Origin of the sequence: Halalkalibacterium ligniniphilum (assembly GCF_000334155.1) — a bacterium.
Lineage (GTDB): Bacteria > Bacillota > Bacilli > Bacillales > Bacillaceae_D > Halalkalibacterium > Halalkalibacterium ligniniphilum.
The window spans coordinates 1-21,957 of record NZ_ANNK01000010.1; the positions used below are offsets into that span (position 1 = coordinate 1).

Annotated in this window: 26 protein-coding genes; 24 read left to right on the top strand and 2 right to left on the bottom strand. The window is 43.6% G+C overall.

Annotated elements, in window-relative coordinates; genetic code table 11:
- The coding region (locus BLT_RS24640) for a DUF2529 family protein (protein WP_152414251.1) at positions 1 to 87 on the bottom strand (87 nt) is incomplete at its 3' end.
- Positions 88 to 275: 188 nt separating this feature from the next.
- Here BLT_RS24640 and BLT_RS0100970 point away from each other — a divergent pair.
- The 9 genes from BLT_RS0100970 to BLT_RS0101010 all read left to right on the top strand — a co-directional run bounded on the left by BLT_RS0100970 (position 276) and on the right by BLT_RS0101010 (position 9,061).
- Positions 276 to 683 (top strand): response regulator, encoded by a 408-nt coding sequence (locus BLT_RS0100970; RefSeq protein ID WP_017725964.1) that lies wholly within the window; start codon positions 276 to 278, stop codon positions 681 to 683.
- 271 nt (positions 684 to 954) lie between these two features.
- Complete coding sequence (locus BLT_RS0100975; protein ID WP_017725965.1) at positions 955 to 1,818, top strand: class II fructose-bisphosphate aldolase; 864 nt, start codon at positions 955 to 957, stop codon at positions 1,816 to 1,818.
- A gap of 346 nt (positions 1,819 to 2,164) precedes the next feature.
- A complete protein-coding gene (gene fsa, locus BLT_RS0100980; protein WP_017725966.1) occupies positions 2,165 to 2,806 on the top strand; it encodes a fructose-6-phosphate aldolase in 642 nt (213 codons plus the stop codon).
- Positions 2,807 to 2,978: 172 nt separating this feature from the next.
- Positions 2,979 to 4,265, top strand: a complete 1,287-nt coding sequence (locus BLT_RS0100985; protein ID WP_026104918.1) for a UDP-N-acetylglucosamine 1-carboxyvinyltransferase — start codon at positions 2,979 to 2,981, stop codon at positions 4,263 to 4,265.
- A 23-nt stretch (positions 4,266 to 4,288) separates the two neighbouring features.
- On the top strand, positions 4,289 to 5,254 hold the full coding sequence (glpX, locus tag BLT_RS0100990; protein WP_017725968.1) for a class II fructose-bisphosphatase: 966 nt from the start codon (positions 4,289 to 4,291) through the stop codon (positions 5,252 to 5,254).
- 592 nt (positions 5,255 to 5,846) lie between these two features.
- A complete protein-coding gene (gene rho / locus BLT_RS0100995; protein WP_017725969.1) occupies positions 5,847 to 7,115 on the top strand; it encodes a transcription termination factor Rho in 1,269 nt (422 codons plus the stop codon).
- A 113-nt stretch (positions 7,116 to 7,228) separates the two neighbouring features.
- On the top strand, positions 7,229 to 7,474 hold the full coding sequence (locus tag BLT_RS0101000) for a type B 50S ribosomal protein L31 (protein WP_017725970.1): 246 nt from the start codon (positions 7,229 to 7,231) through the stop codon (positions 7,472 to 7,474).
- 434 nt (positions 7,475 to 7,908) lie between these two features.
- A complete protein-coding gene (locus BLT_RS0101005) occupies positions 7,909 to 8,526 on the top strand; it encodes a thymidine kinase (protein ID WP_017725971.1) in 618 nt (205 codons plus the stop codon).
- Positions 8,527 to 8,599: 73 nt separating this feature from the next.
- Positions 8,600 to 9,061: a tautomerase family protein gene (locus BLT_RS0101010; protein WP_017725972.1), complete on the top strand. Its 462-nt coding sequence runs from the start codon at positions 8,600 to 8,602 to the stop codon at positions 9,059 to 9,061.
- Between the two features lie 188 nt (positions 9,062 to 9,249).
- On the opposite strand, the gene BLT_RS0101015 is transcribed toward BLT_RS0101010, so the two are convergent.
- Entirely contained in the window at positions 9,250 to 10,566 is a 1,317-nt protein-coding gene (locus tag BLT_RS0101015; protein ID WP_017725973.1) for an FAD-dependent oxidoreductase, read from the bottom strand.
- A 201-nt stretch (positions 10,567 to 10,767) separates the two neighbouring features.
- On the opposite strand from BLT_RS0101015, the gene prfA reads away from it, so the two are divergent.
- The 15 genes from prfA (at position 10,768) to upp (ending at position 21,571) form a co-directional block, all read left to right on the top strand.
- Entirely contained in the window at positions 10,768 to 11,838 is a 1,071-nt protein-coding gene (prfA, locus tag BLT_RS0101020; RefSeq protein ID WP_017725974.1) for a peptide chain release factor 1, read from the top strand.
- Positions 11,839 to 11,845: 7 nt separating this feature from the next.
- Complete coding sequence (gene prmC, locus BLT_RS0101025; protein ID WP_026104919.1) at positions 11,846 to 12,700, top strand: peptide chain release factor N(5)-glutamine methyltransferase; 855 nt, start codon at positions 11,846 to 11,848, stop codon at positions 12,698 to 12,700.
- A gap of 53 nt (positions 12,701 to 12,753) precedes the next feature.
- Entirely contained in the window at positions 12,754 to 12,969 is a 216-nt protein-coding gene (locus tag BLT_RS0101030; protein WP_017725976.1) for a hypothetical protein, read from the top strand.
- On the top strand, positions 12,966 to 13,592 hold the full coding sequence (spoIIR, locus tag BLT_RS0101035) for a stage II sporulation protein R (protein ID WP_017725977.1): 627 nt from the start codon (positions 12,966 to 12,968) through the stop codon (positions 13,590 to 13,592). Before BLT_RS0101030 ends, spoIIR begins: the two co-directional genes overlap by 4 nt.
- 141 nt (positions 13,593 to 13,733) lie before the next feature.
- A complete protein-coding gene (locus tag BLT_RS23910) occupies positions 13,734 to 14,015 on the top strand; it encodes a hypothetical protein (protein ID WP_017725978.1) in 282 nt (93 codons plus the stop codon).
- Between the two features lie 134 nt (positions 14,016 to 14,149).
- The gene (locus tag BLT_RS24180) at positions 14,150 to 14,431 is read left to right on the top strand and encodes a hypothetical protein (protein ID WP_152414250.1); all 282 of its coding nucleotides are present in this window, start codon (positions 14,150 to 14,152) and stop codon (positions 14,429 to 14,431) included.
- Between the two features lie 213 nt (positions 14,432 to 14,644).
- A complete protein-coding gene (locus BLT_RS0101060) occupies positions 14,645 to 15,082 on the top strand; it encodes a GNAT family N-acetyltransferase (protein WP_017725982.1) in 438 nt (145 codons plus the stop codon).
- A gap of 241 nt (positions 15,083 to 15,323) precedes the next feature.
- Positions 15,324 to 16,376, top strand: a complete 1,053-nt coding sequence (locus BLT_RS0101065; protein WP_017725983.1) for an L-threonylcarbamoyladenylate synthase — start codon at positions 15,324 to 15,326, stop codon at positions 16,374 to 16,376.
- Positions 16,369 to 16,500 carry a DUF6978 family protein gene (locus BLT_RS24875; protein WP_394295487.1) on the top strand — a complete coding sequence of 44 codons (132 nt, stop codon included), beginning with the start codon at positions 16,369 to 16,371 and terminating at the stop codon, positions 16,498 to 16,500. The genes BLT_RS0101065 and BLT_RS24875 overlap by 8 nt, the downstream gene beginning before the upstream one ends.
- Positions 16,501 to 16,832: 332 nt before the next feature.
- Positions 16,833 to 17,378, top strand: coding sequence for a manganese efflux pump MntP (locus BLT_RS0101070; protein ID WP_017725984.1), 546 nt, complete (start codon positions 16,833 to 16,835; stop codon positions 17,376 to 17,378).
- A gap of 221 nt (positions 17,379 to 17,599) precedes the next feature.
- Entirely contained in the window at positions 17,600 to 18,067 is a 468-nt protein-coding gene (locus tag BLT_RS0101075; protein ID WP_017725985.1) for a low molecular weight protein arginine phosphatase, read from the top strand.
- Between the two features lie 239 nt (positions 18,068 to 18,306).
- Positions 18,307 to 18,744 carry a ribose 5-phosphate isomerase B gene (rpiB, locus tag BLT_RS0101080; RefSeq protein WP_017725986.1) on the top strand — a complete coding sequence of 146 codons (438 nt, stop codon included), beginning with the start codon at positions 18,307 to 18,309 and terminating at the stop codon, positions 18,742 to 18,744.
- Between the two features lie 15 nt (positions 18,745 to 18,759).
- A complete protein-coding gene (locus BLT_RS0101085; RefSeq protein ID WP_017725987.1) occupies positions 18,760 to 19,335 on the top strand; it encodes a TIGR01440 family protein in 576 nt (191 codons plus the stop codon).
- Between the two features lie 108 nt (positions 19,336 to 19,443).
- The gene (gene glyA / locus BLT_RS0101090; RefSeq protein ID WP_017725988.1) at positions 19,444 to 20,685 is read left to right on the top strand and encodes a serine hydroxymethyltransferase; all 1,242 of its coding nucleotides are present in this window, start codon (positions 19,444 to 19,446) and stop codon (positions 20,683 to 20,685) included.
- 256 nt (positions 20,686 to 20,941) lie between these two features.
- Positions 20,942 to 21,571 carry a uracil phosphoribosyltransferase gene (upp, locus tag BLT_RS0101095; RefSeq protein WP_017725989.1) on the top strand — a complete coding sequence of 210 codons (630 nt, stop codon included), beginning with the start codon at positions 20,942 to 20,944 and terminating at the stop codon, positions 21,569 to 21,571.
- Positions 21,572 to 21,957: the final 386 nt, after the last annotated feature.

A 21,957-nucleotide genomic window follows, 5' to 3' on the forward strand; every position in this document is an offset into this window, starting at 1 on the left:
TCGCGCTCCGTCTTCAAGTGCAAGCTCTTCCTGTTCTTTAAACTGGTTCAATAAACCTGAGAGCTGGGTCGTAAAAATTTGAATCATTAAATAATGCCTCCTCTTTTTCTTGTGCTAACTGGAAAGTATAGTGTTTTACGCAAAAAAAGGCAATGAAGGGGGCACAGGTTTTCGACAAAAATGTCGAACGATTTTTCCTATATATCTAGAGGAAAAGGAGGAGAACCGGTCTTTATAACGAATACCTTTTTATTGGGGGAAAGAGGGTGAGCGAAATGGATACGGTTAATGACTTCCTTACACAAATAGAAGGAGTGACGAACGTGAAAAAGATATTAGTCGTGGATGATCAATATGGAATTCGTGTACTATTAAACGAAATTTTACAAAAAGATGGGTACACTATGTTTCAAGCAGCAAATGGTGTTCAAGCTCTTACGATTGTAGAAGAAGAAGCACCTGACCTTGTGCTTTTGGACATGAAAATCCCTGGAATGGACGGTCTTGAAATCTTACGTCGCACAAAAGAGATAAACCCTGACATTGATGTGATTATGATGACCGCATATGGAGAATTAAATATGATTAATGAAGCGATGCAGCTTGGGGCGGTCACACATTTTGCGAAGCCTTTTGATATTGATGATGTACGGGCCGTCATCAAAGAAAATTTGAAAGTTTAACGAAAAATTCAGCAAAAACCCAGAAAGCGTTTGCATAAAAAAGCTTGACTTTCTCATGTTTTTTTGCATGAATTTGAATTTTAGTATGCTATAATAGACTCGTTCAAACTAATTGGAGCGAACGGTCACTTTTGTTGTGGACATTTTACATACGGTAAGTTAGGTGCATAAGTTCACCAGATTACGGGAAAATTGTACGATGTATACGCTTGGAAGCTCTGTTAGATGGAACGTACGTTTGATGATTTGCTTACATGAAGGAGGAAATATGATGCCTTTAGTATCAATGAAGGAAATGCTTGAAAAAGCAAAGGCAGAAGGCTATGCTGTCGGTCAATTCAATCTTAACAATCTTGAGTTTACCCAAGCGATTTTACTTGCAGCGGAAGAAGAGAAATCCCCTGTTATTTGTGGTGTTTCTGAAGGAGCAGCACGTTACATGGGTGGATTTAAAACCGTTGTGAACATGGTAAAATCTTTAATGGAAGAGTACAACGTAACAGTGCCTGTTGCGATTCACTTAGACCATGGTTCAAGCTTTGAGAAGTGCGTGGAAGCGATCCATGCTGGTTTTACATCTGTTATGATTGATGGGTCACATCACCCACTTGAAGAGAATATCGCCCTTACAAAGCGTGTAGTTGAAGTTGCTCACGCCCTTGGTGTGTCCGTTGAAGCGGAGCTAGGTCGTATTGGTGGACAGGAAGATGATTTAATTGTTAATGATGCAGATGCTGCATATGCGATTCCATCTGAGTGTAAAGAGCTTGTCGAAGCAACAGGCGTTGATTGCTTCGCACCTGCTTTAGGGTCTGTACACGGTCCTTACAAAGGGGAGCCAAACCTCGGTTTTGACCGCATGAAGGAAATCGATAGTCTTGTAGGAATACCGCTAGTTCTTCATGGAGGAACGGGAATCCCAACAAAAGATATTCAAAAAGCGATTGAATATGGTCACGCAAAGATTAACGTGAACACAGAAAGCCAAATTTCATCAGCGAAAGCCGTTCGTGAAGTGCTTGCTGAAAAGCCAGATCTTTATGACCCACGTAAATACCTAGGACCTGCTCGCGATGCGATTAAGGAAACTGTAATAGGGAAAATGCGTGAATTTGGTTCTTCTAATAAAGCGTAAGTCGTTCAAACAAAATGAAGAGTTAAAGGTTGGCGGTTGCCCTTTGGGTACACCAGCTTTTAACTCTTCCTTTTTCAATGGAGCAAGAAAAAAGCGATATGTTCGTTCTGTCGTAAAGAGTGTACACAAGCCTGCATGAGCGGATCGCTCTTCCAACTTGGATGGAAACGAGTTCGCCTGGTTATACTGTACATCCTTCCAATGAAGGTGGTGTGAGCGGAAGTGCTTCATTGATTCACCAACTTGAATTGAAGCTCCGTTCCCTTTTCATAACAAAAAAATAGAAATCGAATTTTCGGAATCGCCGTTCTTGTAAACGGTTTAACTTAAAAATGGAGTGATTTGAATGAAATTTTTTATCGATACAGCTAACATTGATGAAATTCGTGAAGCAAATGATCTAGGAATTCTTGCTGGAGTAACGACAAACCCTTCCCTTGTTGCAAAAGAGGGTGTTGACTTCCACCAACGTCTTCGTGAAATTACGGAATTAGTAGATGGCTCCGTAAGTGCGGAGGTTGTTGCTCTTGATGCAGAAGGAATGATTGAAGAAGGAAAAGATCTTGCTGCCATTGCACCGAACATTACAGTGAAGGTTCCTATGACGACGGAAGGATTGAAAGCCGTTCATGCCTTCCACCAGCTTGGCATTAAAACAAATGTGACCCTCGTTTTCTCAGCCGTACAAGCACTTTTGGCTGCAAGAGCAGGGGCAACCTATGTTTCTCCGTTTTTAGGTCGACTTGATGATATTGGACATGATGGCTTAGAACTTATCTCACAAATTTCCGAAATCTTTGAGGTTCATGGCCTTGACACACAAATCATCGCAGCATCTGTTCGTCATCCCGTTCACGTGACAGAAGCGGCTCTTAGAGGCGCTCATATTGCCACAATTCCATTAAAAGTAATCCAGCAGCTTTCTAAGCATCCATTAACGGATAAAGGGATCGAGCAGTTCTTAAATGATTGGAACAACCGGGCATAATGGCATACACCGAGTAAAATTTTGAGAAAGTAACGAGTGCTCTCTGAAGGAAACTTATAGTAGATTCGGCAAAACTCGTTACTTTTTCCCCCATTCGGTTATAATGGAGGAAGAATCAAGATGATACTCGACCATGTTATCAAGAGCGTGGATGGATGGAAGGGAAGCGATTATGGATAAATTAATGATTGATGGCGGACATCCGTTAGAAGGTACCGTACAGATTAGTGGTGCAAAGAACAGTGCAGTGGCCTTAATACCTGCGGCCATTCTTGCTGACTCGCCTGTTACGATTGATAATTTACCTAAAATCTCTGATGTTGAACTGTTAGCTGAACTATTAAAAGAAATTGGTGGCGAGGTGCAGATCGGCGAGCAGGAGATGACAATCGACCCTACTTCAATGTACGCCATGCCACTTCCAAACGGACGTGTAAAAAAATTACGGGCTTCCTATTATTTAATGGGAGCGATGCTCGGCAAATTTAAAAAAGCCGTAATTGGCTTACCTGGAGGCTGCAATCTTGGACCGCGTCCAATTGATCAGCATATCAAAGGGTTTGAAGCATTAGGGGCACGAGTGACAAATGAGCAAGGTGCCATCTATTTACGAGCGGATGAGCTTCAAGGTGCGCGCATTTATTTGGATGTCGTTAGTGTTGGCGCCACGATCAATATTATGCTTGCTGCAGTTCGTGCTAAAGGTCAAACGGTGATCGAAAATGCGGCAAAAGAGCCAGAAATTATTGATGTCGCGACACTGCTTTCAAGCATGGGTGCAAGAATAAAAGGGGCAGGTACGAATGTGATACGAATTGATGGAGTGGACACGCTGAAGGGATGCCGTCATTCCATCATCCCTGATCGAATCGAAGCAGGCACATATATGATTCTTGCTGCGGCGATGGGGCAAAATGTCTTAATTGATAACATCATTCCTTACCACGTAGAATCTCTTATTGCGAAGCTAAGGGAAATGGGTGTGGATGTTGAAACCTATGATGACCAAGTCCGCATTCGTAATCACCGTGAGAAAAAAGGTGTAGATATTAAAACGTTAGTGTACCCTGGATTTCCAACTGACTTACAGCAGCCGATTACGACGTTGTTAACTCAAGCTCACGGGACGAGTATTGTTACCGATACAATCTACAATGCCCGTTTTAAACATATTGATGAGCTCCGTCGTATGGGCGCCAATATAAAGGTCGAAGGACGTTCAGCCATTATTAATGGAAAAACAGCATTGCAGGGTGCAAAGGTTCGAGCAAGCGATCTACGTGCAGGAGCAGCTCTCGTTATTGCAGGGCTCTTGGCTGAGGGCATTACAGAGGTTTCTGGTCTCGAACATATTGATCGGGGCTATGAAAATCTTGAGAACAAGCTGCTTGGACTCGGGGCGAAAATTTGGCGTGAGAAAATGTCAGAGGAAGAAGTAGAGCAAGTGAAAAGCTCATAATACAGTTTTGGGGGAGAGTGGAGATGGAACGTAGTCTATCAATGGAACTTGTACGTGTAACGGAAGCGGCAGCACTTGCTTCTGCCCGTTGGATGGGACGAGGGAATAAGGATGAAGCAGATAGAGCAGCAACGGAAGCGATGCGTGATGTGTTTGACACAATACCAATGAAAGGGACAGTCGTGATTGGGGAAGGAGAAATGGATGAAGCCCCAATGCTATACATAGGTGAAAAGCTTGGAAATGGCTACGGCCCACGTGTTGATGTTGCGGTTGATCCCCTTGAAGGTACCAATATTGTCGCATCTGGATTATGGAATGCGTTGGCAGTTATTGCGATTGCGGATCATGGAAATTTATTGCATGCACCAGATATGTATATGGATAAAATTGCAGTTGGTCCTGAAGCAGTTGGCCAGGTTGACATTAATGCCCCGGTTCTTGATAATTTGAAAGCGGTCGCTAAAGCGAAAAACAAAGACATTGAGGACCTGGTTGTTGTTCTTCTAAACCGCAAACGACATGAGCAAATCATCGAAGAAATTCGTCAAGCAGGTGCTCGCATCAAGCTCTTGCCAGACGGTGATGTGGCAGCTGCCTTAAACACCGCTTTTGACGATACGGGTGTTGATATGTTGCTCGGATCAGGTGGAGCACCAGAGGGTGTCCTTGCGGCTGTTGGCTTGAAATGTCTTGGCGGTGAATTGCAAGGAAAGCTCTTACCACAAAATGATGAAGAGCTTGATCGCTGTAAGGCGATGGGGATTGAGGACTTGAGCAAGGTCTTTTACATGAATGATCTTGTGAAGGGTGACGATGCGATCTTTGCAGCAACAGGCGTAACAGATGGAGAGCTTTTGAAGGGTGTACGTTTCAAAGGGACATCTGCCACGACGCAATCTCTTGTCATGCGTGCGAAGTCAGGAACTGTTCGCTTTGTCGATGGAAAGCATAGCATGAAAAAGAAGCCAGATCTCGTTATTAAATAAATCAAGAAGAGGCTGGGACATAACGAACGTGTATGATTGAACATGCGAACAATGCACAACCTTAGCGGAGGAAACAGACGTAGACTCCTGCGGGATCAAAGGCAAGGGTGAGACCCCACAGTGCGTAAGCGCAAGGAGGCTCACCAGCCGCCCGCGAAAAGTGAAGGATATTTCCGAAGCGAATGCTATGCATCAACGATCATTAGATTCGGATTTCTCATCAATAAAAACTCTTTTGCCCCAGCCCCTTCCATCTTTTTCCTTCCTTATTTCGGTTAAAGGTCATATTCCTCTTATTGAATATTACAAGAGAATGTGGTTAAAATAGATCATGTACGAAAAATGGATAAAAACAATCTTCATGTTTCTCCACTTTCTTCTATTATAGAAAAAGATACATTCCCTACTAGCGTATAAAAATTTTCCCTATATATACTGGTTTTCTTCCGTCTAGTCGTAATAGAGGCGTTCCTAACCTAATAAGACAAGAAGAGTTTTGAGCTTTATTTTGCTCAGTTCTTTGATACGCTTATCTTTACATGTATGAAGCCAAGAAACCGTATACAGAAAACTAAAAAAGTGTGGTGTCAAAATGGGTGTCCATTTAGCAGATTTAGAAAATATGAAGCTGAAAGAACTCTATGAACTTGCTCGAAAATACAAAGTTTCATATTATAGCAAGCTTACGAAAAAAGAATTAGTTTTTGCGATTTTAAAAGGACAAGCAGAAGAAGACGGTCTGATGTTTATGGAAGGTGTCTTAGAAATCATTCAATCAGAAGGATTTGGCTTTTTGCGTCCGATCAATTATATGCCAAGCTCTGAAGATATTTACATTTCCGCTTCACAAATCCGTCGTTTTGATTTACGAAATGGAGATAAGGTATCAGGAAAAGTTCGCCCTCCAAAAGAAAATGAGCGCTATCATGGCTTGCTCCACGTAGAGGCGGTCAACGGAGAAGACCCAGACACATCAAAAGAACGTCCTCATTTTCCTGCGTTAACGCCTTTGTATCCTGATAAGAAAATTGAGCTCGAAACTTCACCGGGACGAGTATCCTCACGTATTATTGATTTGATTTCGCCTGTTGGCTTTGGACAGCGTGGCTTAATCGTTGCACCGCCAAAAGCAGGAAAGACCTCTCTTTTAAAAGAAGTAGCAAATAGCATTGTGCAAAATCATCCAGATTCAGAGCTCATCGTCCTTCTTATCGACGAGCGGCCTGAAGAGGTAACAGACATTGAGCGCTCTGTGCAAGCAGAAGTCGTCAGTTCAACCTTTGATGAAGTGCCCGAGAATCATATTAAAGTAGCCGAGCTTGTTTTAGAGAGGGCCATGCGCTTAGTCGAACATAAAAAAGATGTCATCATTCTTATGGATAGTATTACACGTTTGGCACGTGCCTATAACCTTGTGATTCCACCAAGTGGTCGGACGTTGTCCGGAGGGATTGATCCTGCCGCTTTCCACCGTCCGAAGCGCTTTTTTGGTGCCGCCCGTAACATTGAAGAAGGTGGCAGCTTAACGATTTTAGCAACGGCACTTGTGGAAACAGGCTCGAGAATGGACGATGTCATTTATGAAGAATTTAAAGGAACTGGGAACATGGAGCTTCATTTGGACCGGAAGCTCTCGGAGCGCCGAATTTTCCCAGCGATCGATATTCGTCGTTCTGGAACAAGAAAAGAAGAGCTTCTCATGCCAAAAGAGCATCTTGAAAAGCTATGGGCTGTTCGCAAAACGATGAACGATTCCTCTGATTTCGTTGATCATTTTATCCGTCGTGTGAAAGAAACAAAAACCAATGAAGAGTTTTTTAAGGCGATGGAGCAGGACATGGGAGCAGGACGAAAAAAATAAGCTGGTTTCGTTAAAACAGCAGTTGCAAAAACGGATAGGGCTTGTTATAATTTCGTCATGTGTGATTAGATAACTCTGTTTCGAAAGAATCAGGGCGGAAGGAGCTGAAAACGATGAAACAAGACATCCATCCTAACTACCAAAAGGTTGTATTCATGGATACAAGTACTGGATTCAAGTTTCTAAGCGGTTCAACAAAAGGATCAAACGAAACAATCGAGTGGGAAGACGGAAACACATATCCACTTATCAAAGTGGAAATTAGTTCTGACTCTCATCCGTTCTACACAGGGAAGCAAAAACTTGCTGACGCTGGTGGACGCGTTGATCGCTTTAAGAAAAAATACAACATCAAGTAATCTGCAAATGAGCAGCTCAGCGCTGAACTGCACCCCTATTGTTAGACAGGATCTAATAAATGGAGGTGTAGTTTTTTTATGACAAAATTTTCTTTGGAACAAAAGTTGGTCGCTATCCAACGGAGCAAGGCAGAGGTTTGGGGAATGAGCAGTGCGCCATAGTGCATATCAAAAAAGAACGAGGTAATCCAGAAAATATATGCAAATTGGTCCTATTGAAGCATTCCTTCTTTTTCACCGATAGGATAATGTAAAGGGATGCGCGCGAGTTCAAATGGATGTAGCGTTGCTTGTGGAGTTATAATAAATGAACTCCTTTTTTTATTTGGTTTTATTATAGGTTATCGCCTTGTTCAGCAGTATATACAACAGCTTATAAATAAAGATACATAACCATGATTTTGATAAAAATGTTCGGTAAGGTGGGGAGCGTCATGCAAATGATGAAAAAAGAAGGATGGATTGAGGTCATCTGCGGAAGTATGTTTTCTGGAAAATCTGAAGAACTGATTCGCCGGGTGCGCAGAGCCAGCTTTGGTAAAATGAAGGTTCAAGTGTTTAAGCCGGCCATTGACAATCGTTACAGTGAAGAGGAAGTCGTGTCTCATAACGGTACGAAGGTGTGTGCAGAGCCCGTTGTTCAGTCCTATGTGATTCTCGAAAAAATTCTTCCTGAAACGCAGGTGGTGGCGATTGATGAAGTTCAATTTTTTGATGAAGGAATGGTAGCTGTTGCTGATACACTCGCAAACCGTGGGATTCGCGTCATCTGTGCAGGACTTGATCAGGATTTCCGTGGCGAGCCTTTTGAGCCGACGCGAACGTTGATGGCGTTGGCGGAAGACGTGACGAAGCTTCAAGCAATCTGTCCATCTTGTGGCTCACCAGCAAGCCGAACACAACGCTTAATTAACGGAGCGCCTGCCTCGTACCATGATCCGATCATATTAGTTGGTGCGGCGGAAGCATATGAGCCACGTTGTCGCCATTGTCACGAAGTTCCCGATAAACCGAGTCGGTTACCAGAAACGGCTCAACATGGTCAAAATTAACCGCTCATCATCCGAATAGAGTGGGCACACTATACGTGCAGAACGTGTTTCTGCATGCTGGAGGTGCAAAGGGATGAAAAAGTGGATAAGTTGCTGCCTTGCCCTGCTCCTGTTTATAGGAGGGTGTTCTCAGCCAGAGAACCCAGAAGTACAAGGCGTCAGGAAGAACGGTGTAACATTGCAGCAAATTTCGTATGGACTTTTTGGACCAGGACCGATAAACTATGGAGAAATTCGAAAGCCGCTTGTGTACAACCATCAAGGGGAAGAAAACACGAGCACAAGCTTTCGGACGATGAATCGTGGCAGGCAGCATCTAGGGGATGATCAGGAACGAATCCGCAGTATTATCCAGGATCAATTTGATCTTAATTCCGGCATGGTTATTATTGCAGGGAGCCATGCATGGGTGAACGTCAAGTTTCCAGAGGGTATTTCAAGGGAACAAAAAGACGAAAGGCTTGCAGAGCTTGAAAAAGCTCTGCAACAGGGGATTCCTCGTTACCGTGTTCATGTTAATGAAGAAAAAAGCTAATTCACTAGGGGTGGCCCCAAAGGCTGTCAATAGCTAGCTGAATGAATGACTAATGGGGCTAGCTTACAATGACTTTGGGGGTCATCCCTTTTTAGGCTGCTTCAGCTCCTCTTACGAAAACAAAAACGATTCTGGTCAGATCCACCGGCGCTTGTCGCCGCTAGACGGGAGTCTCTTAGTAGATAGAATTAAGACCGTCGCCTTCTTAAGGTTTGCTGAATCGGATCCCATACACCGTTGTAAGGCGGGGCGTAAGAGAGATCCAAATCTTCAAGCTCTTCAAGCGTCATTTCTTGAAACAGTGCCGTTGCAAGGACATCGGTTCGCTTGTCCACTCCATCTTCTCCAATGACTTGGGCGCCGAGCAACGTATTTTTCTCTTTGTGGTAGATAAGCTTGATGGTGAGAGGCTTTGTCCCGGGGTAATAACCAGCAATGTGTTTGACCTCTCTTTTCGTTGTTGCATAAGGGAAGCCTAAGCTTTCCGCTTCACGAGCAGAGAGGCCTGTCCGACCTAGTGTTAAATCAAAAAATTTTAAAATCGAAGTTCCAACAATGCCTTTAAAGGTTCGAGGCTTGCCGACCATGTTCATTCCAGCAATACGTCCTTGTTTATTGGCATGGGTTCCGAGGGGGACATAATCATCCCGTTGTTTGATGCGGTGATATTGGGTAGCGCAGTCTCCTGCAGCATAGACATTAGGGATGTTCGTTTCCATATATGGGTTGACAAGCAAAGCACCGTTGCTATGAAAGTGAAAGCCAAGCCCCTGAAGGAAATCTGTGTTCGGTTTGACACCGATGGCTAGTACAACGAGATCAGCAGGAATCGTTTGGTTGTCTGTTTTTACTCCTTTCACCCGTGAAGTGCCTTCAAATCCTTGTACCGCTTCGCCAAATAGGAGAGAAACGCCATGCTTCTTTGCCTCGTCATGAATCAGCTCCGCCATGTCTTCATCAAAAATATTCGCAAGCTGAGAGCCGCGTTGGATAATGGTCACTTGCTTGCCAAGCTCTACGAAATTTTCTGCCATTTCTAAGCCGACATAGCCACCGCCGACAATCACGATGTTTTTCGTCTCATCGGTTAGATCATCAAGCAAAGCTTGCGTATCAGGAATGGTTTTAATCGTATGGATGCCATCAAGACTCAGTCCATCCCAGTCTGGAACAACTGGACTTGCACCAGTAGCAATGAGCAGCTTGTCATAGGAGATCTCAAACTCTTTTCCACGTACTTGCTTTTTTTCGAGATCTACAGCTGTGACCTCATGATTAATGCGTGCATCGATGCCGTATTTTCTCCGAAAGGTTTCAACATCTCTTGCGATTAGACTTTCCATCTTCAAAATGACGCCGCCAACGACATAGGGCAAGCCGCATTGAGCATAAGAATAGATCGCACCTTTTTCTAAGGTTATGATCTTTGCGTCCTCGTCACCACGGACAATCTGTATAGCAGCGCTCATCCCTGCTGCGTCTCCGCCAATAATCACATAGTTCATCTGAAATCACCTCATCTTTTTCTTTCTACTAGTATCTTCTCATAATATAGCATTCAAACTGAAGTTTATATTTTGCTAATTACGATTCAAGAATTAACGCGATATTGTAACGATTATTGCTTAGAGGCAGATTGACCGACTGTCCCCTGTATACTATAATGACACTGTTATGGACTGGTAAAAACAATGAGGTGAAAAGCCGTGTTAGAACGTTTGCAATCTGTTGAGGATCGGTATAATCGTTTAAATGAATTATTAAGTGACCCTGATGTCATTAACAATGCCAATAAGCTACGTGAGTATTCGAAGGAACAATCTGGAATTGAAGAGACGGTACAAGTGTATCGTGAATATAAAGAAGTGGTTGAGCAGCTCAAGGATGCAAAAGCGATGCTTGAGGAAAAGCTCGACGATGAAATGTATGCCATGGTAAAGGAAGAGATTGAGGAGCTCTCAACGAGAAAAGAAGATCTTGAAGCCCGCTTGAAGGTTTTACTTTTACCAAAGGATCCGAACGACGATAAGAACGTCATTGTGGAAATTCGCGGTGCTGCTGGCGGAGACGAAGCACAGCTTTTTGCTGGTGATCTTTATAAAATGTACACTCGCTATGCAGAGGCGCAAGGATGGAAAATCGATGTGATTGAAGCGACTTCAACAGAGCTAGGCGGATATAAGGAAATTATTTTCTCAGTAAATGGGGCAGGTGCCTATTCAAAGCTGAAGTATGAAAATGGTGCTCACCGTGTTCAGCGGGTTCCGCAAACGGAATCAGGTGGCCGTATTCATACATCGACAGCAACGGTCGCTGTTCTACCAGAAGCAGAAGAAGTCGAGGTTGAGATTCACGAAAAGGATATTCGTGTCGATACGTTTGCCTCAAGTGGTCCTGGTGGGCAAAGTGTAAATACGACCATGTCTGCGGTCCGTTTAACTCACTTACCGACAGGGATTGTTGTATCATGTCAGGACGAAAAATCGCAAATTAAAAACAAGGAAAAAGCAATGAAGGTTCTCCGTGCCCGTGTGTATGATAAGTTTCAACGTGAGGCTCAGGCTGAGTATGACGAAACTCGAAAATTGGCGGTTGGAACAGGGGACCGTTCTGAGCGCATTCGCACGTATAATTTTCCGCAAAGCCGTGTAACCGATCATCGTATTGGCTTAACGCTGCAAAAGCTGGACCAAATTTTGCAAGGGAAGCTTGATGAGATTATTGATGCATTAATTATGGAAGAGCAAGCAGAGCTCATGAAAAAGGCGGAAGAATAAGATGACGATGCGAGTCTATGAAGCCCTCCAATGGGCTTCTTCTTTTTTAGCAGATAAGAATGGCGAGCAGCCAGCGATTGAGTGGCTGCTTCGTCATCATTTAAATGTGACAAGGACGGAATTTTTTCTGCGTATGCAAGAACAAATGGAGCCAGAGCAGCTTACAGCATTTCAGCAAGACATCCGTGCGTATGCAACGGGCGTCCCCGTTCAGCATCTTATTGGCTATGAAATGTTTTACGGCAGGCCTTTTCGTGTCAACCGTCATGTCCTGATTCCCCGCCCTGAAACGGAAGAGCTTGTTCTTGCTGTTTTAAAAAACATTCGTGAGCTGTTTGGAATGAAGTCATCCGTTCAGGTTGTGGATATAGGGACAGGAAGTGGTGCGATTGGGATTACCCTTGCTTTAGAAGAGCGGCATTTGAACGTAACAGCGGTTGATTTATCAGAAGATGCTCTGCAAATAGCAAGGAAAAACGCTGAATCACTTCAAGGAGAAATTGAGTTTGTTCACGGCGACTTGCTTCTGCCATTTTTGGAGGAGGGGCGTACCTTTGATGTGATCGTTTCTAACCCACCGTATATTCCGCTGAATGAAAAGGGTTCATTAGCTGCGAATGTGGTGGATCATGAGCCTCATCTTGCTCTTTTTGGAGGAGATGATGGTCTTGAAGTATATCGACGACTAGCTGAACAACTACCTAGAGTAATCAAAGATAAAGGGATTGTCGCCTTTGAAATCGGTGCAGGTCAAGGAATAGACGTTCAAGCGATGCTGCAAAAAGCATTACCGCAGGCAAGGGTGGTTGTGCTAAATGACATCAATGGGAAGGATCGGATCGTGCTCGCCGTGTGGGGGTGAGAACAGCCGTCTCTGGGGAGGAGATCTCAAGGCTTTAGGGAGTGCTCTACTTAATGGGATTATCGCAGAGCGAAGCGCTGAAAAATCACTCCGATCGATCTGCCTTAGTTTTCATGACTCTGGCTGATTTTTCGTCCCAAATTGAAAAATATAGTGAATTCGGTTATCTGATGGAGTCAGTTTTTTATTTTTTTCTATTAATGATATGTTTAGTTTTTGCTATTCCTGACGACACTGTTGGTGTGAAAGGGTGGTGGCAAAAACGATGAATCAAAAAGTTCTTATTTATCTATTATTCTCGTTATTTGTGATCGTGTTAAATTGGGAGGCGCAGCATACGATGGCTGTTGCGTCCTTGCATCAGCAAGTGAGTGAAGAGGAAGCGCTTCGCTTGCGTATTCTCGCAAATAGTGACTCGGTTAAAGACCAAATAGTAAAGCGAGACATTCGTGATGCAGTGAATGTGGCAATTACTGAGTGGGTAACCGATATCTCTGATTTAGAGGAAGCTAAGCAAACGATTCAAGCAAATCTAGCAAACATTGAATCAATTGTAGAGGGAGAGCTTGCCAAGGCTGGACTTGAACAAACATTTACAGTGGCGTTTGACGAAGTGCAATTTCCAACGAAGCTGTATGGTGATTTAGTTTATCCGGCAGGAATGTATGATGCGGTGCTTATTACATTAGGGGATGGCAGTGGTGAAAACTGGTGGTGTGTTTTATTCCCGCCTCTTTGTTTCTTAGATATGGCAAATGGTGATGCTGTTGAAGCCGAAAAAGGAGAAGACGAAGAGGAGCAAAAGGACAAAGGCAAGCAAGAGCAAGAAGTGGACGTTTCGTTTTTTGTCGTAGAGCTGTTCTCAAATCTAGTAGAACGATTTTCAAAGTAATTGAGAGTGTTTAATTAAGGGTGAGAGAGGGAGGAGTTTGGGAGGTAAGAAAAACTAAGGCCTCCGCCGATCTGCCGTCTTTGGTAAAGGGAATCGGACAGTTTTTAGGAGTGCTCTTCTTAACGGGATACAGGCAAGGTAGTGACGCTGAAAAACATCCCGATCCGCCCTGTCATAAAGAGCGGTGGAAAAGCAAGCTTGCTTTTCATGATTAAACTTTATGACAGGGTGAGAGAGGGAGGAGTTTGGGAGGTAAGAAAAACTAAGGCCTCCGCCGATCTGCCGTCTTTGGTAAAGGGAATCGGACAGTTTTTAGGAGTGCTCTTCTTAACGGGATACAGGCAAGGTAGTGACGCTGAAAAACATCCCGATCCGCCCTGTCATAAAGAGCGGTGGAAAAGCAAGCTTGCTTTTCATGATTAAACTTTATGACAGGGTGAGAGAGGGAGGAGTTTGGGAGGTAAGAAAAACTAAGGCCTCCGCCGATCTGCCGTCTTTGGTAAAGGGAATCGGACAGTTTTTAGGAGTGCTCTTCTTAACGGGATACAGGCAAGGTAGTGACGCTGAAAAACATCCCGATCCGCCCTGTCATAAAGAGCGGTGGAAAAGCAAGCTTGCTTTTCATGATTAAACTTTATGACAGGGTGAGAGAGGGAGGAGTTTGGGAGGTAAGAAAAACTAAGACCTCCGCCGATCTGCCGTCTCTGGTGAAGGGAATCGGACAGTTTTTAGGAGTGCTCTTCTTAACGGGATACAGGCAAGGTAGTGACGTTGAAAAACACCCCGATCCGCCCTGTCATAAAGAGCGGTGGAAAAGCAAGCTTGCTTTTCATGATTAAACTTTATGACAGGGTGAGAGAGGGAGGAGTTTGGGAGGTAAGAAAAACTAAGGCCTCCGCCGATCTGCCGTCTCTGGTGAAGGGAATCGGAAAGTTTTTAGGAGTGCTCTTCTTATTAGGAATCTGGCAGAGGCCAAGTTTTTCTAAGCTTTCTTACATTTTATTTGTTTGTTTTTCATAGGCTGTAGCAATATGGTCTTTAGGAGGGCTTTGATGAGCATGGTTGTGAGAAAAGCGGATGAAGCTGATTTGCTAGAGATAAAGCAACTTGTTGTGAAAGCAGGGCTTCAAGCAAGTGGCATTGAAGAAAACCTCAACGATTTCCTTGTTGTTGAGACAGAGGAGCAAGAAATGATTGGAACGGTTGGTCTTGAATGCTTTGGGAAGCAGGGGTTGCTTCGCTCCTTCGTAATCGATTCACAAAAATGGACAGGGCAGCACAGTGTGGCTTTCCTTCAGCTTGCGCTTGCTCATGCGAAACAAAAACAAATCGAAACCATTTACCTTTACGCAAGACAGTCGAGCGAGTTGTTTCAGCAGTTAGGTTTTGCAGAGGTGGAGAAAGCTGCAGTGCCCTTTTTGCTCCGTAAAGCACCGTATTATCAACAAGTGGAAAGGGGAGAAACAAGAATTTTCTCTTGTTCATTATAAAATCAACATGTGAATAAGTGAGAGAAAAGAGCATAGTTTTCCACAGGTTGTCCACATCGGTGGATAACTTCTTTTTTGTCTAGGAGTATCATGAAAGAAAAAGAAAAATGAAGGATAAGAAAGAAATTTGAAACAAAATGCTGATTTTATACTAATTTGTATGAAAAAAAGAGAAGGGTGAACGTTCATTTGACAATATATTTATTGGCAACGACAATGGATAAGATGGGAGTGAACCAAGATGAGTTATAAACAGACCCGTGTATGGATTGTGGATAAAAATAAAGAGATCGATAAAAATGTTGAATGTATTAAGGAAGCAGGCTTGTGGATAAAAAACAATGAAGTGGTGGCATTACCCACAGAAACTGTGTACGGATTGGGGGCAAATGCACGCTCAAATAAAGCGGTGGCGAAAATTTTTGAAGCAAAAGGTCGGCCGAGTGACAACCCTTTAATTGTACATATTGCAAAAATTGAGCAGCTAAACAAGATTGTTAAAGAAATTCCTGAAACGGCAAGGAAGCTAATGGAGGCATTTTGGCCAGGCCCATTAACGATTATTTTTCAAAATGCAGGGCAGGTGGCGGAAAAGGTGACAGCAGGCTTGCCCACTGTCGCGATCCGAATGCCTGATCATCCTGTGGCTTTAGCCCTTCTTGAAGCTGCGGATGTTCCTGTAGCTGCCCCAAGTGCGAATCTATCAGGGAAGCCAAGCCCAACAACAGCACAGCATGTTCTCGCAGACTTGAACGGTCGTATTGCAGGAATTGTCGATGGTGGTCCAACGGGGGTCGGATTAGAGTCAACGGTTATTGATTGCACTGTCCATCCACCGATGATCTATCGCCCGGGGGGAGTAACGAAAGAAGAAATTGAAGCAGTCATTGGTGAAGTCTGCCTCGACCAAGCGTTGGTCGGTGGAAGCGAAGTACCCAAATCACCTGGATTAAAGTATACCCATTATGCACCAGAGGGGGATCTCGTCCTAGTGGAGGACGTTCATATCATTCAAGCCCTTGTGAACGAAGAAAAGAAAAAAGGAAAGAAGGTAGGTGTCCTGACAACGGAAGAGCGGAAAGGACGCTATGAAGCAGATGTCGTTCTTACGTGCGGCAGGCGGCAAAAATTAGCGACAGTTGCTACACAGCTTTACAGTGTGCTTCGTCAATTTGATGCAACAAATGTTGATGTCATTTTTAGCGAAACCTTTCCCAAGGAAGGTGTAGGTGAAGCGGTCATGAACCGCCTTGAGAAAGCGGCAGGCGGTCGTGTGATACGAAGGGATGCGTAAACTGGAACCTAAGTATAAAAAGACTATAGGATTGTTAAGAATTGACATTGAAGGATCTCCTCATGATAATCCTGATGGTACTACGGTAGAATGTCCAGACACACATATTTATAAAGAGGGGTAGGATTATCATGGGATTTGAATAAAATTAGCCTCTTGAAAAATGATGATTTTTTTCATGAATTTGGGCACTTCTTTAAACATTGTACGACCAATGAGATGTAAATGAAAAAATTATTAATGTTGTCGGCTGAAGAGGAGAATTTTAATGATGGCGTTACACGTATAAGGCTTCATACGAATACATCCTCCTTATCCTATTCAAGCATTTAAAAAAGAAGGTTAGGAACATGTCTTTTGTTCCTCGGACATGCATAGAGTGAAGTAGGAGCTTTGTTCGCTGCAACGCGAATGGAAGCACAAACGGAAACAAACTGCATGTCTGGGAGTGAGTGCATGGTGCATGAATTTGTCACAATATTTATTATGGCGGGAGCCCTTGGAATGGATGCCTTCTCTATTGCACTCGGAATGGGCATGCTTGGCTTACGAATGCTACAAATTTTGAAGATTGGACTAATAATTGGTTTCTTTCATGTGATCATGCCACTAGCCGGGATTGCGGCTGGAAAAATACTATCAACCTATGTTGGCTACATCGCTACATGGATTGGCGGGGGCCTTCTCTGCCTTTTAGGGGTACAGATGGTTCTTTCTACCTTTCGAGTAAATACGGAGCCACTTGTTCGACCGATGGGGATTGGCTTGCTGATGTTTGCCTTAAGTGTTAGCCTTGATAGCTTTTCTGCAGGATTAAGCCTTGGGATGATTGGAGCAAAAACAGCCCTCACTGTTGCGGCGACCGGACTGATGAGCATGCTCCTTTCCTGGCTCGGACTACTCATTGGTTCAAGGTTTCATCAATATATCGGTACGTTCGGCGCATTGCTAGGTGGTTTTATTTTGTTTTCATTTGGAGTGAAGCTGATGCTTCCGATCTAAACTTCATTGTGTTTTAAAGAGTCGAGACCTTTCTGTGAATGGTGTTGGCTTTTTAACGTTTTTATTGTGAAGGTCAAATCGCAAAAGTAAAGAAAATCATCAATCGATTTCATCACAACCATTTAGGAGTTGTGATAAGATAAAAACATGCATAAGAAGTAAGAAAGATTGGGAAAATTGAAGAAGATTTATGTGAGGGTTAGATGGAAGGAAGGGTTGCTATGAGTTTAAAGCGTGTACTCTTTGTTTGCACGGGAAACACATGTCGCAGTCCGCTGGCAGAAGCGCTGCTGCGTCACAAGCTGAAGGATCATTCGCAAGTAGAGAGTCGATCCGCTGGAGTTCATGCTTTTCCTGGAAGCAGCGCATCGGAAGGCACACAAACGATTTTATCAGAGCGGGGAATTGAAATGAATCACTCCGCACAGCCAGTCACTGAAGAGCTTTTAGACTGGGCGGATGTGGTGTTAACGATGACACAGGGTCATAAGCAATTGCTATTAGCACATGCCCCGCATCAACAAGAGAAAATTTTCACACTAAAAGAATACGCCCTAGGTAGTGTAGAAGAATTAGATGTTTCTGATCCTTTCGGCGGATCTCTCGATGTTTATCGCCAAACGGCTGTTGAAATCGAGGAGTGTGTAGACAAGCTTATCGAAAACCATATTCTCAAGGATGGTAGGTAGAAAAGCAAGGTGAATTGTGTGGATGGCGTCGTCTAGCTTAGGACCGGACAGGTAACGACAGAAACGAGCGGTTACACTGGCGGTATGAAATGGAAGTAGGTCTCTACGTTTAATCTGTATAGTCAATAAAAAGGTGGTGTGAGCGAGAAAGCATCCAAGCTTCCTTATTTTGTGAGGCTCTACCCCTTTTTACGAATGAAAACAAAATTTCTTATAAGAAATGAGAGCGGGGCGAGGATATGAAAGTAGCAATTGGTGCAGATCACGGTGGTGTGAAGATTAAAGAAGAAATCAAAGCGTTAATGGATGAACATGGCATCCAATATGAAGATTTTGGTTGTGATTGTCATACATCCGTTGACTACCCAGATTACGCCATTCCAGTAGCGGAGAAGGTGGCTAGCGGCGAATTTGACCGAGGCATCCTTGTATGTGGAACTGGGATCGGGATGTCGATCGCAGCGAACAAAGTTAAAGGCATTCGTTGTGCGCTAGTCCATGATACGTTTAGTGCTAAAGCGACGCGTCAGCATAATGACAGCAATATTTTGGCGATGGGTGAACGTGTGATTGGACCAGGACTTGCTCGGGAGATTGCAAAAACCTGGCTAGAGACGGAATACGAAGGTGGTCGTCACGCCCGGCGCATTGAAAAAATTACAACCTACGAAAAATAAGGGGGGCAACGGCCGATGAGTGATTTGATTGCAAATATTCAACAACAGGTGGAAGCGGCATTAAAGGATTTACACAGTGCTAAGCCTTTGTCTACAGGGGATCTTCTCGTCGTTGGAGCGAGTACAAGCGAGGTTCTTGGAGAGCACATCGGTTCTAATGGATCTCAAGAGGTGGCTGCAGCCATTTATGCAGCTCTCTTTTCATACAAAGCGAAAACCGGTGTCCACCTTGCTTTTCAATGCTGTGAACATCTTAATCGCGCCCTTGTCATGGAGTGGGAAACAGCAAGAGAAAGAGGATATGAAGAAGTCGCGGTCGTTCCTGTTCGTAAAGCGGGTGGCGCCATGGCCACCTATGCATATGGGAAGATGGTTGAGCCTGTTGTTGTTGAAAGCATTAAGGCTGAAGCAGGCATCGACATTGGTGACACGTTCATTGGTATGCATTTGAAGCAGGTGGCTGTTCCTGTGCGTAGCACTGTTCGCTCCGTTGGACATGCTCATTTGACGATGGCAAAAACAAGGCCGAAGTTTATTGGTGGGACGAGAGCTGTGTATGAAAAAAATAAAGAACATGAAAATTGTACGTAATTTTTTAAAAAATATGCGGAAATGAACATAAATATCATGTTATGATGGCATAGGAAATGATATTATGTGAGAAAAGACGAATTTTGTGGTTTAGAAAGGGGAAACAGAATGGGAACGTTACAAGCACAAGATCCTAAAGTTTTTGAAGCAGTACAATTAGAGCTAGGTCGTCAACGAGACAAAATTGAGTTAATTGCGTCTGAAAATTTCGTTAGTGAAGCCGTGATGGAAGCGCAAGGCTCGGTCTTAACGAACAAATATGCTGAAGGCTATCCAGGTCGTCGCTACTATGGCGGCTGTGAATATGTAGATATTGTCGAAGATTTAGCACGTGATCGCGCAAAAGAAATTTTTGGAGCAGAGTATGTGAACGTGCAGCCACACTCAGGCGCCCAAGCAAACATGGCGGTATATTTTACCATTCTTGAGCAAGGTGATACAGTACTTGGTATGAATCTCTCACATGGTGGACACTTAACACATGGAAGCCCTGTTAACTTCAGTGGCGTTCAATACAATTTTGTTGAGTATGGTGTGGATAAAGAGAACCAGCGTATTGATTATGAAGAAGTACGTCGCTTAGCTAAAGAACACCAACCAAAATTAATTGTTGCTGGAGCGAGTGCGTATCCTCGTCAAATCGATTTTGCGAAATTCCGTGAAATTGCCGATGAAGTTGGCGCTTATTTAATGGTTGATATGGCTCATATTGCCGGACTTGTTGCGACTGGCCTTCATCCAAATCCTGTTCCTCATGCTCATTTTGTGACAACGACAACTCACAAAACATTGCGTGGACCACGTGGTGGAATGATTCTTTGTAACGAAGAATTTGGTAAGAAAATTGACAAGTCCATTTTCCCTGGTATCCAAGGTGGACCATTGATGCATGTAATTGCAGCCAAAGCGGTAGCATTCGGTGAAGCTCTTAGTCCAGAATTCAAAACCTATGGAGAAGCGATTATTGCAAATGCAAAGCGTCTTGGAGAAAAGCTTGTCAGTGAAGGCGTGAATCTCGTTTCAGGTGGTACGGATAATCACCTTCTTCTTTTGGACCTGCGAAGCCTTAACCTAACAGGAAAAGTAGCTGAAAAAGCACTTGATGAAGTCGGGATTACTACGAACAAAAACACAATTCCATTTGACCCAGAAAGCCCATTTGTCACAAGCGGTATTCGGATTGGAACCGCAGCGGTCACGTCACGTGGTCTTGATGTGGAAGCAATGGACGAAATCGGAGCAATTATTGCATTAACATTGAAAAACATCGATAACGAAGAAAAGCTCCAAGAAGCTCGTGAGCGTGTCGATGCGTTAACGAAAAAGTTTCCAATGTATCCGAATCTTTAATCGAGCAGCGAGACTAACCCCAAATAGGGTTAGTCTCTTTTTTAAGAGAAGCTTGAACTAAAGCACCGTCCCCTTTTCATCGAAAAAAATGAAGAAAAATCAAATTTGGAATAAATAATCTGTCGCTGCTCTCTTTTTCCGATAATCAGGGTTGAATGCCTGCTTGTTTTTTTGTAAACTTTTCAAGGAGTATTTTGAAAAAGAACGTTATTGATTGTGCACGATGGAAATCAATCGTACTAAAGGAGCTAAAAACATGAGCAAAGTTTTTGTATTCGACCACCCTCTTATTCAGCATAAGTTAACGTATATTCGTGACAAGTCGACGGGGACGAAAGAGTTTCGTGAGCTTGTTGATGAAGTGGCAGCATTGATGGCATTTGAAATTACACGTGACCTTCCATTACAAGATGTCACTGTGGAGACTCCGGTAGGTCCGGCAAAATCGAAGAAGATTGCTGGTAAAAAGCTTGGTCTTGTTCCAATTTTGCGTGCAGGCTTAGGGATGGTCGATGGGATTCTACGAATGATCCCGGCTGCGAGAGTTGGTCATGTTGGTTTGTATCGGGACCCTGAGACACTCAAGCCCGTTGAGTACTATGTAAAGCTACCAGCAGACGTTGAAGAGCGTGAATTTATCGTCATCGATCCAATGCTTGCGACAGGAGGCTCTGCTGTCGAAGCGATCAATAGCTTGAAAAAACGTGGAGCAACAACCATAAAGCTCATGTGCCTCATTGCAGCACCAGAAGGGGTTGAAATTGTGAAAGAAGCACACCCTGATGTGGATATTTACCTTGCTGCCATGGATGAAAAGCTGAATGAAAAAGGCTATATCGTCCCAGGTTTAGGGGATGCGGGAGACCGTTTGTTCGGAACAAAATAAGAAGAAAAGAAGCCCTCTTGTCAAGTGATGCTTACAAGAGGGCTTTTTAATACGTTAGGAAAGCATAAATTATTTAACAACGGCTAAGTATCACGGCAACGAAGGCTTTCGCTATGGAGGACATAGCGAAAAGCCAAGTTTTGTTTGTCTTTCAGGGAGTGGGAGCTTGTCGCTTTTGAAGCGGACACAGGTTCCTTTATCTATGAAAAAAGATCCGTTTATAGGGTAGAAGTGGACGGAGAATTCGCTATTTGCAGAAAAGATGGACCATTGACCGTCATGTTGACTGAATAAGGGACCCTGAGTCAGGATGATTAAAAAAAGAGCGTTTTTTCGCAAATAGAGGATACATGTCTGTTAAAAATACAAGGAGAGTTTTTGGAGAA

Excerpts from the sequence above, each read along its gene's own strand:
- rho (WP_017725969.1), top strand. The coding sequence starts at position 5,847 with ATGGGTGTCCATTTAGCAGATTTAGAAAATATGAAGCTGAAAGAACTC.
- BLT_RS0100975 (WP_017725965.1), top strand. The coding sequence starts at position 955 with ATGCCTTTAGTATCAATGAAGGAAATGCTTGAAAAAGCAAAGGCAGAA.
- fsa (WP_017725966.1), top strand. The coding sequence starts at position 2,165 with ATGAAATTTTTTATCGATACAGCTAACATTGATGAAATTCGTGAAGCA.
- upp (WP_017725989.1), top strand. The coding sequence starts at position 20,942 with ATGAGCAAAGTTTTTGTATTCGACCACCCTCTTATTCAGCATAAGTTA.
- BLT_RS0100985 (WP_026104918.1), top strand. The coding sequence starts at position 2,979 with ATGGATAAATTAATGATTGATGGCGGACATCCGTTAGAAGGTACCGTA.
- BLT_RS0101010 (WP_017725972.1), top strand. The coding sequence starts at position 8,600 with ATGAAAAAGTGGATAAGTTGCTGCCTTGCCCTGCTCCTGTTTATAGGA.
- glpX (WP_017725968.1), top strand. The coding sequence starts at position 4,289 with ATGGAACGTAGTCTATCAATGGAACTTGTACGTGTAACGGAAGCGGCA.
- BLT_RS24875 (WP_394295487.1), top strand. The coding sequence starts at position 16,369 with ATGCGTAAACTGGAACCTAAGTATAAAAAGACTATAGGATTGTTAAGA.
- glyA (WP_017725988.1), top strand. The coding sequence starts at position 19,444 with ATGGGAACGTTACAAGCACAAGATCCTAAAGTTTTTGAAGCAGTACAA.
- rpiB (WP_017725986.1), top strand. The coding sequence starts at position 18,307 with ATGAAAGTAGCAATTGGTGCAGATCACGGTGGTGTGAAGATTAAAGAA.
- BLT_RS0101065 (WP_017725983.1), top strand. The coding sequence starts at position 15,324 with ATGAGTTATAAACAGACCCGTGTATGGATTGTGGATAAAAATAAAGAG.
- BLT_RS0101060 (WP_017725982.1), top strand. The coding sequence starts at position 14,645 with ATGAGCATGGTTGTGAGAAAAGCGGATGAAGCTGATTTGCTAGAGATA.
- BLT_RS0101000 (WP_017725970.1), top strand. The coding sequence starts at position 7,229 with ATGAAACAAGACATCCATCCTAACTACCAAAAGGTTGTATTCATGGAT.
- prmC (WP_026104919.1), top strand. The coding sequence starts at position 11,846 with ATGCGAGTCTATGAAGCCCTCCAATGGGCTTCTTCTTTTTTAGCAGAT.
- BLT_RS0101030 (WP_017725976.1), top strand. The coding sequence starts at position 12,754 with ATGGGATTATCGCAGAGCGAAGCGCTGAAAAATCACTCCGATCGATCT.
- BLT_RS0101005 (WP_017725971.1), top strand. The coding sequence starts at position 7,909 with ATGCAAATGATGAAAAAAGAAGGATGGATTGAGGTCATCTGCGGAAGT.
- BLT_RS0101075 (WP_017725985.1), top strand. The coding sequence starts at position 17,600 with ATGAGTTTAAAGCGTGTACTCTTTGTTTGCACGGGAAACACATGTCGC.
- BLT_RS0101015 (WP_017725973.1), bottom strand. The coding sequence starts at position 10,566 with ATGAACTATGTGATTATTGGCGGAGACGCAGCAGGGATGAGCGCTGCT.
- BLT_RS0100970 (WP_017725964.1), top strand. The coding sequence starts at position 276 with ATGGATACGGTTAATGACTTCCTTACACAAATAGAAGGAGTGACGAAC.
- BLT_RS0101070 (WP_017725984.1), top strand. The coding sequence starts at position 16,833 with ATGGTGCATGAATTTGTCACAATATTTATTATGGCGGGAGCCCTTGGA.
- BLT_RS0101085 (WP_017725987.1), top strand. The coding sequence starts at position 18,760 with ATGAGTGATTTGATTGCAAATATTCAACAACAGGTGGAAGCGGCATTA.
- spoIIR (WP_017725977.1), top strand. The coding sequence starts at position 12,966 with ATGAATCAAAAAGTTCTTATTTATCTATTATTCTCGTTATTTGTGATC.